General features: G+C 60.5%; 11 protein-coding genes and 1 tRNA gene. 6 read left to right on the forward strand and 6 right to left on the reverse strand.

Annotated features, from left to right (window positions below; genetic code table 11):
* The first annotated feature begins 126 nt into the window (after positions 1-126).
* Both J7E24_RS09715 and J7E24_RS09720 read left to right on the forward strand, forming a co-directional pair.
* Complete coding sequence (locus J7E24_RS09715) at positions 127-837, forward strand: TVP38/TMEM64 family protein (RefSeq protein WP_215137559.1); 711 nt, start codon at positions 127-129, stop codon at positions 835-837.
* A gap of 135 nt (positions 838-972) precedes the next feature.
* Positions 973-1,049 (forward strand) — tRNA-Arg (locus tag J7E24_RS09720).
* Positions 1,050-1,361: 312 nt separating this feature from the next.
* Here J7E24_RS09720 and J7E24_RS09725 read toward each other — a convergent pair.
* The 3 genes from J7E24_RS09725 to J7E24_RS09735 form a co-directional block, all read right to left on the reverse strand.
* A complete protein-coding gene (locus J7E24_RS09725; protein ID WP_215137561.1) occupies positions 1,362-1,610 on the reverse strand; it encodes a hypothetical protein in 249 nt (82 codons plus the stop codon).
* Positions 1,611-1,731: 121 nt separating this feature from the next.
* Positions 1,732-2,217 (reverse strand): Imm9 family immunity protein, encoded by a 486-nt coding sequence (imm9, locus tag J7E24_RS09730; RefSeq protein ID WP_215137563.1) that lies wholly within the window; start codon positions 2,215-2,217, stop codon positions 1,732-1,734.
* Positions 2,218-2,685: 468 nt separating this feature from the next.
* On the reverse strand, positions 2,686-3,522 hold the full coding sequence (locus J7E24_RS09735; RefSeq protein ID WP_215137565.1) for a bacteriorhodopsin: 837 nt from the start codon (positions 3,520-3,522) through the stop codon (positions 2,686-2,688).
* Positions 3,523-4,095: 573 nt separating this feature from the next.
* Here J7E24_RS09735 and J7E24_RS09740 point away from each other — a divergent pair.
* The 3 genes from J7E24_RS09740 to J7E24_RS09750 all read left to right on the forward strand — a co-directional run bounded on the left by J7E24_RS09740 (position 4,096) and on the right by J7E24_RS09750 (position 6,561).
* Positions 4,096-5,124, forward strand: coding sequence for an NAD(P)/FAD-dependent oxidoreductase (locus J7E24_RS09740; protein WP_215137567.1), 1,029 nt, complete (start codon positions 4,096-4,098; stop codon positions 5,122-5,124).
* Between the two features lie 100 nt (positions 5,125-5,224).
* Positions 5,225-5,551: a 2Fe-2S iron-sulfur cluster-binding protein gene (locus tag J7E24_RS09745; RefSeq protein WP_215137569.1), complete on the forward strand. Its 327-nt coding sequence runs from the start codon at positions 5,225-5,227 to the stop codon at positions 5,549-5,551.
* Positions 5,552-5,805: 254 nt separating this feature from the next.
* Positions 5,806-6,561: a hypothetical protein gene (locus tag J7E24_RS09750; protein WP_215137571.1), complete on the forward strand. Its 756-nt coding sequence runs from the start codon at positions 5,806-5,808 to the stop codon at positions 6,559-6,561.
* Positions 6,562-6,653: 92 nt separating this feature from the next.
* Here J7E24_RS09750 and J7E24_RS09755 read toward each other — a convergent pair whose 3' ends face one another.
* The 3 genes from J7E24_RS09755 to J7E24_RS09765 all read right to left on the reverse strand — a co-directional run bounded on the left by J7E24_RS09755 (position 6,654) and on the right by J7E24_RS09765 (position 14,282).
* Positions 6,654-7,019, reverse strand: coding sequence for a hypothetical protein (locus J7E24_RS09755; protein ID WP_215137573.1), 366 nt, complete (start codon positions 7,017-7,019; stop codon positions 6,654-6,656).
* A gap of 221 nt (positions 7,020-7,240) precedes the next feature.
* Positions 7,241-13,540, reverse strand: coding sequence for an alpha-2-macroglobulin family protein (locus tag J7E24_RS09760; RefSeq protein WP_215137575.1), 6,300 nt, complete (start codon positions 13,538-13,540; stop codon positions 7,241-7,243).
* 160 nt (positions 13,541-13,700) lie between these two features.
* Positions 13,701-14,282 (reverse strand): DinB family protein, encoded by a 582-nt coding sequence (locus tag J7E24_RS09765; RefSeq protein WP_215137577.1) that lies wholly within the window; start codon positions 14,280-14,282, stop codon positions 13,701-13,703.
* 127 nt (positions 14,283-14,409) lie between these two features.
* Between J7E24_RS09765 and J7E24_RS09770 the strand changes: the two genes are divergently transcribed.
* Positions 14,410-15,393: a hypothetical protein gene (locus J7E24_RS09770; RefSeq protein WP_215137579.1), complete on the forward strand. Its 984-nt coding sequence runs from the start codon at positions 14,410-14,412 to the stop codon at positions 15,391-15,393.
* Positions 15,394-15,482: the final 89 nt, after the last annotated feature.

Below are 15,482 nucleotides of genomic sequence, written 5' to 3' on the forward strand. Positions count from 1 at the left end.
GTACGCACTCCTTGGCCGGAGTGTGTTTTGGCCCGGGCTGCGGGGCAGGTTCCGGCCGTTGGCGCCTTTCTTACGTTCTTAGCGGCAGACCGGCTCCGTAGCGCCGGCCGCTGTTTGCTGCTCCTTATGTCGTTCCTGAAAACCCTCTTTCGCCAGAACAAATCCACGCTTACCGCCCTGGTGCTGCTCACGGTACTGCCCCTAATCGGCGACAGCGTGCTAACCTGGACTTTGCACGAAAACCAGCACTGGCTTCAAAACCCTAGTCTGGGCCTCATGCTGCTCTACTTTATAGTGGTAGCCGCCACCATGACGCTCTCACTCACCCACACTACCGTGGTGGTGCTCATTACCGCTTTTTTCTTCGGCTGGAAGGGCTTTCCGGGCATGTTGCTGACGTATATGCTGGCCGCCTACGGGGGGTACCTCATCGCCCAAAGCCTCGATAAGGGCAAACTCATCCGGCTGCTGGAGCAGTTTCCGAAGGCCCACGCGGTAATGGGCGAAATGCGGGCCGACAGCTGGCGGCTCGTGCTGCTTACCCGCCTCTCGCCGGTGCTGCCCTTTGCCATGATTACGTTTATTCTGACCGTAATGGGCGTGCCGAAGCGGCAATTCCTGACGGCCTCGGTTATTGGGATGCTGCCACGTACGCTGTTTTTTTACTGGCTCGGTACCAAGGCCCAAGACGTACTGCTACTCATCCAGAGCCCCGACACCGGCACGGCCGGCAAGGTGCTGGTAGCCGTACTGCTGGCTGTATCGGCTTTCGGGCTGTACTTTGTGTTTACCCGGGCGCTGAAGCGCAGTTTGAAGCAAGGCGAAGCGTCAGAATAAAAAAAATCCGACTGTCATTCAGCTGTTTGCAGGCTGGCAGCACACTTTTTTTGCCTCCCGGTTTGCGCCGCCCGGTTTTTAGCTGCTATCTTTGCACAACCAAAACGGATAAACGCATCCGCACAACGGTAAAAGGGTTGCGTAGCTCAACTGGATAGAGCATCTGACTACGAATCAGAAGGTTTAAGGTTCGACTCCTTACGTGACCACCAAAAAGCCCCTCAGCATTGCGCTGCGGGGCTTTTTACTTTTCCGGGGGACGGTTTAGGGGACAGTCCGGAGTTATTTCCTTTCTGACCTCGCATCAGGAGCAACTTGCCCGTACCGAAGTGTGCCGGACGTGTATTTTTGTTTCACCCGCCGGGAAGTAGTTGCTAGCTCCTACCTACGGGCAAAGCCCCGCGCCTCTCGACCGAAGAACGCGGGGCTTTGCCCGTAGGTAGGAACATATTTAGAACGCTGACATTTTAAACCACCGTTTGGCTAAACAGAACCGACTTTGGCCACGGTGCCCACTTGCCTCTCTACACGAAGTCGTTCCAAGGCTGCGCTTCCTCCCCGTCGATAAACACTTGCGGAAGGTCCAACCACCCCTCGACAAAAACTTGTACGTCGCCATCGGCCCACACCTGCAAGTGGTAGTATCCATGGGCCAGCACGGGTTGCCGTAGTTCCAGTTCCTGGCCCTTGCGCAGGTAATACACCTCAGCCCACGGTTCGAGTTGGACCGCCAGTTTATCGCGGTCCGGATTGGTTAACTTAAATAGGTGCATGCCGCGAAAGTAACCAAGACGGATGTGGTACCCCACGAAATCCAAAGGTGCGCTCCTTTGACCGGACTGCGTGTGTTTACCTTCGGACCCTTTTGCTAAACTATAGGAATCGTATCTGGCACTAGCGCGACTTTGCCGAGTGTTTTGCCTTTATAGGGATGCTATTGACTCTGAATCCGTTCTCAAAGCAACAGGCTATTGCGCGGCGCATAGAGTCTACTATGTAGTCGGTTTGATTCGTGAAATCAGTAAAATGTACCGGCAGGGGTTTAATGTATTTATCTTCATTGGGATGTACACCAAGTCGTATATGCTGCTTCGGGTCAACGCCCCAGGGAACAATATCGCGGGTGGGGATAGGAATATGAATAATTAGAAGCTTTTGCTTCTCCTGTATGTAAGAAGGCATGCTGGCAGCGACACCAATTGCGGGTCTGTTGCCATAGATGGCATGGAAAAGGACTTCCCAATCGGCCAGCGAGTCTATCGCAAATTCTTGAAGTAGGATGTCTGCTTCTGCTTTAAGCAAAGCCATGATAGCGTTATCATCGAAGTCATGATTAGGGAAATTGATCACATAAGATGAAGCTACTACTCTTGAAGTCATACGGAATTTGGAACGTTGCTCCCTACAAGGTAGCCCTTCGTGTAAGGTAGTAGATACACGGTATGGTGGTAATTTTTGCTTATTCATGCCATCCGCTTCCCGAAACCCTCGATTTCTTGAACCACCTTTAATGTGCCTTTATCAGGTGTCAGCAAGCTACTGTAGTATCTGGTGAGTTTAAGAAACTCGTCTACGATTCAAAGTTTACGAAATGCCCCTAAGCGATGAGTTTCGTAAACGGCCCAACACCCCGTTTTTTGCCTTCTCATCAAAGCTTTCCGGGCACGGGGTATCTTTGTTCTGGTTCGAAAGCTATAGTTATTAACTCTGTCAAACAGCAAAAGCCCCACGTTCCTCAATCGAGAGCGGGGGCTTTTTTATTGCTATAAGCTTACCAAAACACATCCTATACTGTCAGACAGTGCTCGTTTATGCGGGTATTGTCTGGCAGCGGCTGATTCTCATAATTTACCCAATGGTATAGGCCGATTGGGTGGCATCCTTGGGCACCCGCTCATCGAGCATGGTTTTGCCTACCAAGTACACGGCTACCGACAACCCCACTTTATTGATAACATCGGCAATGGAGAAGCTGATGTGTATCCAGTTCATATTGATGGCCATTGTTGACAGCACGTAGCCCACCGGGTATACTCCCCAGGTGGTTACGGTGCTCAGAGCCCCCAGCTTAAAAGCCCGGCGTTCTACCACCGTAATCTGGCCTTTGAACCGGTTCCAGAGCCGCCAGAGCACGAAGGGCACCACCAAGTAAGCAGCCGTGGAAATGGCGCCCCAAAACAGCTTGGGGCCAGCCACAATGTGGCCGTTTGCGTCGAGCTGCTGCTCACCGATATACCCGGTCAATATCATTAGAAAGTCGGCCAGCAACAGCGCAGCCAGCGAGCCTTTGGCCTTCGCCGGATCTACGCGCAACAGCAGCACCATAGTCAGTAGCATGATGGGCGTGGTAATCGACCAGCTGATGTAGCGGTATTGACCGATGGCGTTGTAGCTGGTCCGGATGAGTTCCTGCTGCTCGGCTGCGGTACCCAGGCGGGCCAGGTCGGTTAGCATATGCTGGTAGTAATTCTGGATGAAGTAGTATGAAAGGGCTGCAATACCCGCTACTACTGCCCCCATTGTGCGGGTGAGGCGGTGCTCGGGTACTGTGAGGCCATTGGAAATAACAGAGAAAAGGAAGTTGCCTAAAAAGGCGTACATCGAGGCGAGCAGAAAGAAATATGTCAGCATCGACACCATGTCTATGCGGGCGGCGGTGGGGACGAACAGGTCGGAGAGTTGCATAGAAGAAGGCGTTGGCAGGGAGGATAAGAGAGTTATGAAAAAAACGGGTAGCCGTCGACTACCATCGTTACAGAAAGCAAATGCGGGGCAGGCAGGTTTGCGCGTATTTAGACGCCCGAAAAGGGGCTGAAAGCGGGGCAGAGTGCACGGCTAGAACAACGTGTACCCGGCTGATGCCGTTGCGGTTGCAGTGCTCATCCGGCGTCTGCTGGCCGCCGGCTGGGCGAAACAAGCTTTAGGTTTTCTTTTGAAAACCAATTACTTACTATAAATAAGCACTTATTTTATAGAATGATATTATTTTGACATTCTAATAATTATCGTCTCAATCCCGATAACTTCCTGTATATCATCGGTGGTAACAGCCATTTGCCACTATAGGGCCATAAGCCCCTGCTGAAAAAGCCTATCCTTCGGTTATTGGTTGGGCCAGGCGGTTTGGCTACGTATCTTTGCGCCCGCATAACCTTTGTGGTCTTGACTGATTGCATTTTTCGGCCAACGATTTAGCCGGTTTCGTTGTTGTGCGCATGGCCCGTTGCGGGCCTTAATGGTTCGTCTTTCGCTCATTCCATGACCAATACTAGCACCAATTCGATTTCGACCGATATCTGCATTATCGGGGCCGGCCCGGTGGGGCTGTTTGCCGTATTTGAGGCCGGGCTGCTGAAGCTCCGCTGCCACGTAGTGGATGCCCTGCCACAGGTAGGCGGGCAGCTGTCAGAAATCTACCCCAAGAAGCCGATCTACGACATTCCCGGGTTTCCCGAAATTCTGGCCGGCGACCTGGTAACCAATCTGATGCGCCAGATTGAGCCCTTCCATCCCACCTTCACGCTCGGCGAGCGGGTGGAACAATTCCGCAAGCTCGACGACGGCTCATTTGAGCTCGTAACCACCGATGGCACCCAAATCAACTGTAAGGCTGTGGCCATTGCCGGCGGCCTCGGCTCGTTTGAGCCCCGCAAGCCCGCCATTGAAGACCTGACCACTTTCGAAAACGGCAAGGGCGTGCATTATATGGTGCGCGACCCCGAAACGTTCCGCGACCAGCGCCTGGTAATTGCCGGCGGCGGCGACTCGGCCCTCGACTGGACCATATTCTTGGCCAACGTGGCCAAAGAGGTGACGCTGGTACACCGCGGCACCACGTTCCGCGGGGCCGCCGACTCGGCCGAGAAGGTGCAGAAGCTGCATGAGGCCGGCAAGGTGAAGCTGGTGCTCAGCAGCAACGTAACCCACGTACACGGCAACGGCCGCCTCAACGGCGTAACCATTACGGCCAACGGCGGCGAGGCCCAGCAGGTCGAGGTTGATTCGTTTATTCCGCTGTTCGGCCTTACGCCCAAGCTCGGCCCGATTGGCGAGTGGGGCCTGGGCATCGACGACAACGCGGTGGAAGTGAACACCGTGGACTACTCGACTTCCGTGCCCGGCATTTATGCTATCGGCGACATCAATACTTACCCCGGCAAGCTGAAACTGATTTTGTGCGGCTTCCACGAGGCGGCCCTTATGTGCCAGGGCGCCTTTAAGTACATTTACCCCGACAAAAAATACACCCTCAAGTACACGACCGTGAACGGGGTACCTACTCTTTAGAAAATAGCCGCAAGCTACAAGCCCCAAGCTGCAAGTAGGTTCGACCAAATTCGGACTTCTGCGGCTTGAAGCTTGAAGCTTGAAGCTTGAAGCTTACAACATGACTGACGAAGTACGGGTGTACGTGGAGGAAGCTCCCGGCCACCGCCGCGAAATAGTGGGCCCCACCGATATGGGGCTGAGTTTGATGGAGCTGATGAAGGCCGATGGCTACGACATTCAGGCCACCTGCGGCGGAATGGCGCTGTGCGGTACCTGCCACGTAGAGGTGCTGGCCGGCCCCGAACTGCCCGAGCCTTCCGATGATGAGTTGGCCATGCTCGAAAGCTTGCCCATCATGACGCAGGGTAGCCGCCTCTCGTGCCAGATTCGCCTTAACCCGCGGATGGACGGGCTGGTGGTGCGCCTGATGCCCCAAGAGTCGTAATATTCGTTGCCGTTATCAAACAGAAAGCCGGCCCTTTGTGGGGCCGGCTTTCTGTTTGATAGCGCAATGCAACATCCTGGTGGGCGTTATGAGGAAACATCAGCATCGGCGCTTTCTATTGAATTACTATGGCAGCATGTGTTACCCGGATGACAGGTACGACGTTGGCTGTTTTGCTACTCTCGGTTACTGTTCAGGCCCAGCTACGGCCTCAGGTATCCTTGAGTGCCGGGCCAGCCTATTCGCTAACGGCCATGCAGCGCACAGCGGGCACGCCCAGGGCATTTCGGGTCGACGCCGTTTTCAGACTAGCAGGCGAGTTGCGGCTGGCGTGGCCCATAGCCTCCGATTGGGCATTGGAAACCACGATTGGAATTACCGAACTACAGCCCGGTATCAGCTACCAGTTGCGAAGCGCAAGTAGTAGCGCGGGGTTTGGAATGGGGCCGCTGCTGCAAACAGGCCTGTCGGTGCGTCGCCTTGATTTGCTCATGTTGGGCTCCCGACTCAGCCTCGATGCCAGCTTAGGAGCCGCAGGAGCCCGGTTGGTTCGTTCCAGCCCTGTTGATAATGTGCATGATTTTTTCGATCAGCGCCAGTCTGCCCCAAACCAACTGGTGGTTATCTATCGAAGCCACTCACTGCACCGTAATACCATTTTGCTGAACGGCGACCTGCGCCTACGCTATGAACTGGCAGCCAACCACCATCTGCTGCTCAGCCTGGGGTATGCCCAGGGTCTGCGGCCGTTACTGGAGTTGCGCACGCAGCAGCTACTGTACCCCGACGCTAATGGAACGCTCCGGCAAGGCGGCTTTGCAGTACGCGAACGGGGCTCAAACATAGCGCTACAGCTGGGTTATGGCTGGCTGCTGGGCCGCACCGGTGAACGGGCCACGCCCCATACGCCCCGCTACGGCAGCGCACCCCAGCAATCCGAAGCACTGACTGAAGCGCAAGAAGCACCTGCTCTTTCGGAACCCCCAACTGATGATACACAGCCCGATTAGGCTGTCGGCCCGCATGAGGAGCTAACGCGCAACGCCCCGCCCGATTGTTGTCGGGCGGGGCGTTGGTGGGTTGGGTGGAAACCTACCGGGATTTAGCGGCGGCTACGGCCGGTTTTGCGCTTGACAACTGCTTTTCGCTCCTCTGCTGGTGTGGGTGCTATTACCGGTGGAGCGTTCTTTTCAGCTTCTACCTGGGCGGCCAGGCGGGCCGCTTTGGCAGCGGCTTCCACCGCGGCTTCGGCGGCGCGGGCCTTCTCTTCTACCGCTTCGATGGCGGCGGCCCGCTTGCGGCGGGTAGGCATGAGAAAGTCGCGCTCGGCGCGCTCCTGAGCCGACAGTTCTTCTTCGCCGGGCAGGCTGGTGGGCGTTATGGTGGCGGCCGCTTTGGTGTCGTCCTGGGCCCAGGCGGGGGCGCTGCCGAGTAGCAGCGCAGAGAGTAATACAAGTAGTTTACGCATCGACTTTTCCTTTCTTTCCTTCAGTAAACGAGGGGCAAAGGTACGGCGTCAGGTCGCCAAACTCAACCCCAATCTTTGAATTGAGGTCAGAATCAGGCTCATGGGACTGTGAGCAGCGAAAAAACCAATGGGAGGCCACACCCAGCCGGCCCATGGAAAAACGAGCTTCCAGAAGCCTCACCAGATAGCAGCAACGCTCCCGACAAGGCTTACGGCCTGCGCTATTTCTGCCCGGCAATGCTCACCCGCGTACCGGCCGAGTGGGTAGTGAATTCGGGCGCATAGAGGCACTGCAGCTGCGAGAGGCCGCCGCTGAAATTGCCCGCCTGCGCCGCCCGCAACCGGTACTCGAAGGTGTGGGTGCCCTTGGGAAAGTAGCTGATGAAAAAGTTGGTGGCCGCGTCGCGGGGATTCTCGTAATAGCCCAGGCCGCTTTGGTAGCGGTAGCCGCTGGTCTGGCCGATGAGCTCCAGGCCGGCGGCGCGCTGGTCCTTGAGATGCACGTACTCCAGGTCGCGGTCAGCGCGCAGCACCAGGCGCACCACCAGCACGTCGCCCACCCGCAGGGGGCTGGCGGGCATGAGGGGCTCCAGCACCGGGCCGGCGGCGGTGCGCTGCTCGCGGTAGAGGCGGCGCTCCAGCTGCAGGCCGGTGGCGGCGGGCGTTATCTTATCCAGCTGCTCGAAATACTGCCAATACAGCGCCCCCCAGGCCACCCCGGCATCGGGCTTGCGCACCGTTACGCGGCCCTGGGCGGGCGTTATTTCGGCGGCGGGCCAGGTTATTTTGTAGTAGCCAGTGCCGGCCTGCTGGCTCGTGGGTTGGGCGGGCTGGCCGCCTACTGTTACTACGAGCGGCTCGGTGGCGGGCTTCAGCCAGTCGGAGCCGCGCAGCAGCAGGGCGTAGCAGGCGTCGGCGGTGGCGCGGGTGCTGGCCCAGTTCTGCACCTGCTTCTGCTTGAGCAACCAGAGCTTCATTTCGTCCACCGATTTCTGGTCGTTTTGGATGTCGTCGTAGGCCTCGATGAGGGTGGCCTGGGTTTCGGTGGGGGCTTCGCGCCAGTAGTAGCCGGGGCGCACGTCTTTCCAGTACATACCCAGCTCGTCGCTGTGCAGGGCATTTTCGCTGAGCGCGGTCATGATTTGGCCCACGGCGGCGGGCTGCGTTTTGGCGCGGTGCAGGGCCAGGGCAGTTTGGGCCTGCAAGTAGCGGGTGCGGCCGGGCCAGTAGGTGGCGGCCTGCTGCTGGTAGTAGCTTCGGGCCGGCTGAGCCACTTTCGGTACGGCCGGCGCCGGCCAGAAGCTGCGCGCATACAGGGCCTGAATCTGGAGGTCGTTCAGGTTATCTGCTTTCAAATCGACCTTGGGCTGCTTGCGCAGGCGGGCGTAATCCTGCTGCAGCTCACCATCGAGGTAGGCCAGCGCGTTTTGCAGCAGCGGGCGGGCCTGCTCATCCTGCGTGGCATCAAAGGCCCCCAGGCGCTGCAGCTTGCCGAAGCCGGCCACGATGAGCTGGGTGATGTAGCGGTCGGCGGGCATCTTCTCGAACCACGGGAAGGAGCCATCGGGGAGCTGCTGCTGGCGCAGCTTGGCCAGGGCACGGGCGGTTTCGGCTCTCAGACGGGGCTCGTCGAAGAGTTCAGCGAGACGGCGCATGCGCTCGGTTTCGCTCTGGGCATCGCGCAGCCAGGGTGTTTCCTGCAGCAGCAGGTTTTTGAGTTCCTGGTTCTGCTCCAGCTTGCTGTTTAGCGCAGTCTGGTCGCCGGCCTGAGCGGCGCGCTGCCACTCGGCCAGGGTAGTTTTCAGGGCCGGGTTGCTGGTGATAATTTTGGCCGCCAGCAGGTTGGCATATAGGCGGCTAAACACCTGCTCGGAGCACTCGTAGGGGTACTCCATCAGGTAGGGCAGCGCCTGCACGGCGTACCAGGCCGGGTTGGGCGTCATTTCCAGCGTGAGCGAGTAGTTGCGCCGGGTGGCCGAGGTAGTACTCGTCAGTTTCTTCAGCTCGAACTCGCGGGTGGCCGGCCCCACAATGGGCAGCGGCAGGCTCTCGGTGATGAGCAGCCGGTTGGGCAGCACCGGCAGCGTGTTCTGCTCGCCGTCTTCGACAGTTGCTAGTTGCTGGTTGTCAGTTGTTGGTTTGTTCTGGCGGCGGCGTTGGCGCTTCTCTTTGCCTGACAACTGACTACCAACCAGTGGCAACTGAGCGGAAGCCACCACCTTATAGGTTACGGCCTCGATGGGCATTTGGCCCTCAGCGGTTTCAGGCAGCGTAATGCTCCAGCTTAACGCCTGGCTTTGGTTGGCTGGCAGGTTGAAGGCGAGCTGGGCCGGGCTTTGCAGCAAGCGGGCCTCCAGGGGCTGCTGGGTGCGGGCATCGAGCAGGAATAGCTGGGCGGTGCCGGCCAGGGCGTCGGCGGTGAGGTTGCTGAGCTTGGCCTGGAAGGTAAGCTGGTCGCCCTCGCGGAAGAAGCGTGGGGCGTTGGCCGTGATTTGCAGCTTCTTCTGGGTCACGAGCTCCCGCTGGAGCAGGCCGGTGCGCAGCTGCTGGTCGTGGGCCAGGGCCAGCAGCTGCCAGCGCGTCACGGCCTCGGGCATCTGGAATTCCAGCACGGTTTCGCCCTGGGCGTTGGTGCGCAGCGCGGGCAGCCAGAACGCCGTTTCCCGGAAATCGGTGCGGGCCTGCACGTTGCTTAGGTCGGGCCGGGGGGCTGACTGGTCTTGCGCAGCACCGGATTCCTCTACCTGCACGCCGGCCACTTTCCCAGCAAGCGCGCTGGCCATTGGTGCCGCCATATCGGCCGCCTCAGCATACCCCGCCACGACAACTTCACTAAGCTGCTTGCTATCAGCATCCATTGCTACATTCATGCGCAAGCTTTTCCTAGTCGAAGCCACCTCTTCTCTGGTGTCTTCTCCCCAAACGCCCCACATAGTCAGGTGCGGGTATTCTACCTCTTCAGGCGACTCCCCACTAGGCTGATTATCGAACAGCCCCCGCCCTTCTTCCAGCCCAAAACGGCCTTGCCAAGCCAGCGTGGCAGGAGAATAGGGCTGCGGGAATTCCAGCGGCGTGAAACTATGGGGCCGGAACACATCGAGCGACTTGTCGTAGAGCGTGGCCAGTAGCTCGGCATCGGCTGGTTTGCCATCGGTTTGCTTGATGGTAACGCGCCAGGTTTCGCGCTGGCCGGGCTGCAGCTTGTCGCGGAAGGTGGCAATGCTGAGCACCAGTGGCGCAGGCGGCGTGGCCACCTGCACGGCAGCTGTGTGAAGGTAAAGGCGGTTGTCGCGCACCTGGGTGAGGTGGACGTAGAACTGGGTTTCGCCGAGGGCGACGGGCACAGGCACTTCCACCACGCGCTGCTCGCCGGCGCCCAGCGTCAGCCACTCGGCGCGCAGGGCTTCGCCCTTGGCCTCGGCCTGCACCAGCACGCGGGCCCCTGCAAAGGAGCTGCCCACCAGGAAGCGGGCTACGCCGCCCGGTCGGATGCTGTCCTGCAAAGCCACGAACCAATCAGGGCTGGGCACGGGCAGGCGGTTGGCGGCGGGGTCGAAGAGGGTGAAGAAGTGCTCGGCGCGCGGGGCGGGCTGGCCAGCTTTGGCGGGCGCGGCCGTAGCTTCGAGCCGGTAGCGGCCGGGTTCCTGGCGAGCCAGCCGGGCGGCCAGTTCGGGCAGTAGCGGCGTTTTATCGGTATCGAAAGCCTGGGTAAGCACCAGCGTGCGGGCCCAGGTGCTGTCGTTGTCCTCGGCTCCGTAGGCATCGAGCGGGAAGCGGCGGCGGAACTCCTCCGCGCTCAGGGCCTCGCGCTCGGGTCGTGCCCACGGACGAGGTCGGAACGCCCGGGCGGGCGGCGTGAGGCGGTAGAGGCGCAGCTGCCCCTGGGCGGGCAGGGCCTCGCCGGTGGCGTTGGTGCTGAGCAGGCGCAATTCGGGCAAGTCGGCCCGGTTTACCAGTTCCGGCACATCCAGGCGCAGCGTCAGGGCCTCGGTGCCAAGGCTGAGGCGCTGCTCCCCGGTGCGGGTTTCGCCGGCCGCGTCGGTTACATCGGCCGTTACCTCGAACACATAGCCGGGCTCCCAGGAGCCACGCTTGCCACCCGCGGCAGTTTCGCCCGCCTGAGCCACGAACGTGACAGTGAAGCCGCCCGCCGAATCGGTGCGGGCCGTGCCGGTGGCAATTTCCTGCTCCGGTGCGCCGCCCCCGTAGAAGCCGCGGCCGTAGTAGGGCCAGAACGTGCGGCGCACCACCCGGTAGTTCACGGCCGCTCCATCTACGGGTTGGCCGGCGTAAGCGGTAGCGGTGCCACGCACCGTTACGGGCTGCCCCAGCACGGGCGTGCCCGCCACCGGCGCAAACGTCACCTGGAATGTGGGGCGCTTGTAGTCCTCAACGGCGAAGTATACCTCTCCCCCTTCATCCGATTCATCGGCCACCAATGTCATCTGGCCGTTCAGCAGGCCGGTTGGCAGCACGAAGGAGCCGTGGAAAGAACCGAACTTGTTGGTTTGAAATTCGGCCCGCTGCACGACCTGGCCATTCACATCATGCAACTCCACGATTTCCTTGAAATTAGCCAGCACCTTTGTCCGGCCCTTCTGCTGCTGCGCAACAATTCCTTTGAAGTAAACCGTTTGCCCGGGCCGGTAAATGGCGCGGTCGGTGTACAGGAAGGTCCGGCTTTCGGGTTCATCGTTCTCATCCGGCTGGCTGCGGCGCGGACCGTAGTAGCCCATGTTGTCCGTCATCAGCAACGAGTCTGGGCCCTGCGTGAACAGGGCCGCCCGCAACTGCGTGTTTTCGCCCGTTTTAACGCCAACCGGAATCCGAACTTGCCCCGTAGTACTGGTGGTCTGGGCCTCGCCGCGCCGCTGCTGGTATTGGCGTTTGGGTTGGTTGTAGAACTGAAAAAACGGCAGCACCCGCACGTCGGCCAGGGGCGCGCCGGTCTGCCGGTGCAGCACCAGCAGCTCGGGGCCGTCGGCATCGGGGGTGCTACGGCGCAGGTAGCTCAACTGGCTCACCTGCACCTGGCTGGTGGCCGTAATGGCACCGGGCTGCTCTTTGGTGGGGTTGGCGGGCGCGGTGCTGAGTACGATGAGGTAGTGGCCCAGCGGCAGGGACGGACCGGCCTGCTGCACGGTGTGGCTCCGGAAATCGGCCGGACCGGGCACCTCCAGCGTCCAGGCGGCGGCCGGTTTAGCAGCCAGGGTGCGGGCGTAGCGCTGCTGCAGGGTTTTGTTCTGATATAGCTCCGGCCGCTCCAGCTGCCGGAGCACCTGGGCGCTGCTGAGGCGGTAGGCGGTGGCGTAGAGGCGCGGGGCATTGCGGACCGTCAACTGCAGCAGCCAGGGCTGGTTTGGCAGCAGCACTTCCTCGGCCGTGAAGCTTAGCTCCACCCGCTCCAGCTGCTGGCGCAGGGCAGCGGCCTGCCGGGCACCCCGGGTTTTAGGAAACTCTTGCTCTACGGCCAGGGCCAGGGCGTGGGCTTTGGCGGGGTCCTGCTCCTTCCAGGCCGCCGCCTCGGCCGCCCGGAATTCGGCGGCTATGGGCAAGGCCTGATAGGTGGCAGCAGCCCGGGCCAGGGCGGCGCGGTATAGGGTCTGCTGATTTTCCAGCGCAGCGTGCTGGTTGATGAACTCCAGACGCTGTAAATCGGCGTCGGCCAGGGCTGTGGGGTTGGCTTTATCGGTCAGGCGGAAAGCCAGCTGCTGTTGCAGCACCCGCAGCGCATGAAACTGGCCATTGAGCGAGTCGGCGGCCGGGGCTTCCAACGGCAGGCGGACAAACTCGGCGGCGGGGCCAAACAACGCTGGGTTGGTGAGGCGGAACTGCTGAGCAGGCCGGGTGATATACAGTTCAGCGTTGCTCAACCCGTCCACGGCCCGGAAGGCCAGCAGGTCGAAGAGCGTGGGCCGGCGCTGGCGGCCCTCGGCATCGGCCCCGCGACTGAGGTAGCCCAGGTCCGTGAGTTTCAACTGCTGCTGACGGCGGGGCTCCTCTTCGGTCGAGGCGCGGTAGTGATTTACCACGGCGGCCCCGAGGCGGGCGGCGTCCCAGGTGCGCAGGTCGGCGCGGCTCTGGTCGGCCGTGTCGGGGCGGGCAGCGTTGGTGCGGCTGTACAGCTGGTAGCGGTGCTGCTGATAGTAGCGGGTGTAGAGTTGGGCCAGCAGGCTGTGCAGCACCGGCCGGGCCGGAAACTGTGCCGTTTCTAAATCTTTCTCCAGCAGCTCAATTCCTTTTACATCCGCTTCTTCCTCCTTGTTTTCGAGCAGGCGCAGCTTATAGAGCAGCGTGCGCACGTACTCGGGCGCGGCCTGGGGCCGGCGGCGGGCCTGCTGGTAAAGCGGCGCCAGCAGCCTGGCGGCCGAAGCCGTCTGGCCCTTGGCCAGCAGCTGGTCTATTTTACGCCAGGTGGCCGCGTTCGGGCCGCTATCGGGGCGGTCAGCGGGGCTGATTTGGGAGGAACCGGGAGTTAGCAGCATCAGCAGGGCCAACAGGCAGAGCAGGAAAGGGCGCATAGGGCTAAAACGAAGGAAATGCGTGTTCAGATACCTCCATGATGCCCGCCGCCGTCCGATTCCACACGGCTCCGAGAGAAATGCGTAAAAAAACGCCCACCGCACAGCCGGCCGCAACTTCCCTGAATACTTGGCCGATTTTCCTTCTCCCCCTCCCCTTCTACTCGCTTCCCTTCAGTCCATCAAGCACGCGCTCGGCCTGCAGCAGGTGGCGCTTGGTATGCTCTACCAGCAGTTCGAAAACGTCGGGCAAGGGCGGCAGCAGCAGCGGTATCACCGGGTTGGGAATCCGAATGGCGTTCATGTTGACGCGGCGGGCCTGACTAAGCAGGTTGCTGAGCTCGTCGAGCTGGCGCGTGAACACCTCCACCACCGTACCCGGCAGCCGCGAGCCGCTGGGCGCATACTGTTGCGGCGACTTTAGCGGTTTTTCGGCGGCTGGCACACGCATAGCGGCCGTTAGTTTCTGGCCGAAGTAGCCATGCTTTACGGTGGCGGCCGGGCGGGTGCCGCGCTGCTGGGCTGCCTGAATTTTGCGGCTGATAACCGGCAGATACAGGCCGCCAATGAGGTTGAGGTGCTCCAGGCATTGGCCTACACTCCAGCGGCCCGGCCCCGGGCCCCGGTTGAGCTGCTCGCTGCCCAGCGTCCGGAAACGGCGGTTGGCTACCTCGCGTACCCGCTCCACATCGGCGGTGAGGGCATCCAGAAATTCGGTCGTAGCAACAGGATAGGCAGACATGGCAGCAGGCAGCGGTGGGCGGGTTTGTGCCGTAATGATACGCGAAGCCGGCCGCTTCGGCAACGGCGGCCAGCCAATTTAGGCGTCAATTGCCGGTAAATTGCCGGCCGGGCGCTACTTTCGGACTATGCTTCTGCCCTTTCCGCGCCTCGTTCTGCTCTTTTTGCCGCTGTTGGGGGCGCTGCTGCTGCCGGCGGGGCAGGCGCGGGCCCAGGCTGCACCCAACCCCGGCGAGAATATCCCCTTCCTGATTACGTTCGGAGCCCAGGCCGACCCCAGCTGGGGCGACGACGACTTCAGTCAGACCTTCTTTTTTCTGGTGCCGAAAGAGCGCCGTCAGCCGGTATACATCCGCGTATTCGACCCCGACTGCGGCGGCCGCCACGACGAGCTGAAGGGTGGCTGGAACACGACCACCAACTTCAGCCTGTATGGCGGCACCAACGCCCACTCGGCCCCCGATGCCCGCGCTACCACCCCCAAAGGCCAGTACCGCGCCGGCACGCTGCTGGCCCAGAAAACCTTTGGCGCCGAGCCCACCTACGACAACCGCTGGTACACCTTCGGCCCCCTCAACCCGCTCGAAGGCGAGCTTACCCCTGAGTTTGACGGCTACGTGTTCAAGCTGATTGCCCAGGGTCTGCGCGGCGACGATGGCAACCTATACCGCTACTTCCTGAGCTCCTCACCCACCGAAAACGTGCCTGTCGAGGGTGGCAACGCTTTCACCTACGAGTACGCGTTCCGGCTTACGTCGGTAGTTGGGGCCAAAACGCACCTCTACCCCTTCGTCAACGACCGGGTGGTCAGCATCAGGCAAAGCAACTTCGACCTGGATGGAGGCCTCAAGATGAAGATTTTCAGCGTGGCCAAAAACGGCCATCCGGCTACCATCAGCGGCAATAATGCCTGGGCCACCAGCACGCACTCCGTGGTGGCCAAGGAACACGGCCTTTCGCTCGACTTCCAGCTCACGACTCTTTCCAAGGCTCCCAACGACCTGGTCTTCTACGTCACTGACCAGTACGACGTAGCCCTGCCCTTCTTCGCTATTCCGCTTGGTGGCCCGCCCCGCTACCGCTACGAGGTGGAAGTAAAGATGCGCGAGTAGCAGGAGGTAGCAGCTGCTAAGACAATTGATTTGATTTTGTGCGGAATATCGGCTAAACTGAGCGGCTTATAGCGTGCTAAACCCTATCC

The sequence above is a fragment of the Hymenobacter sp. ISL-91 genome, from assembly GCF_018613725.1.
In the GTDB taxonomy this organism is placed as follows: Bacteria; Bacteroidota; Bacteroidia; order Cytophagales; family Hymenobacteraceae; genus Hymenobacter.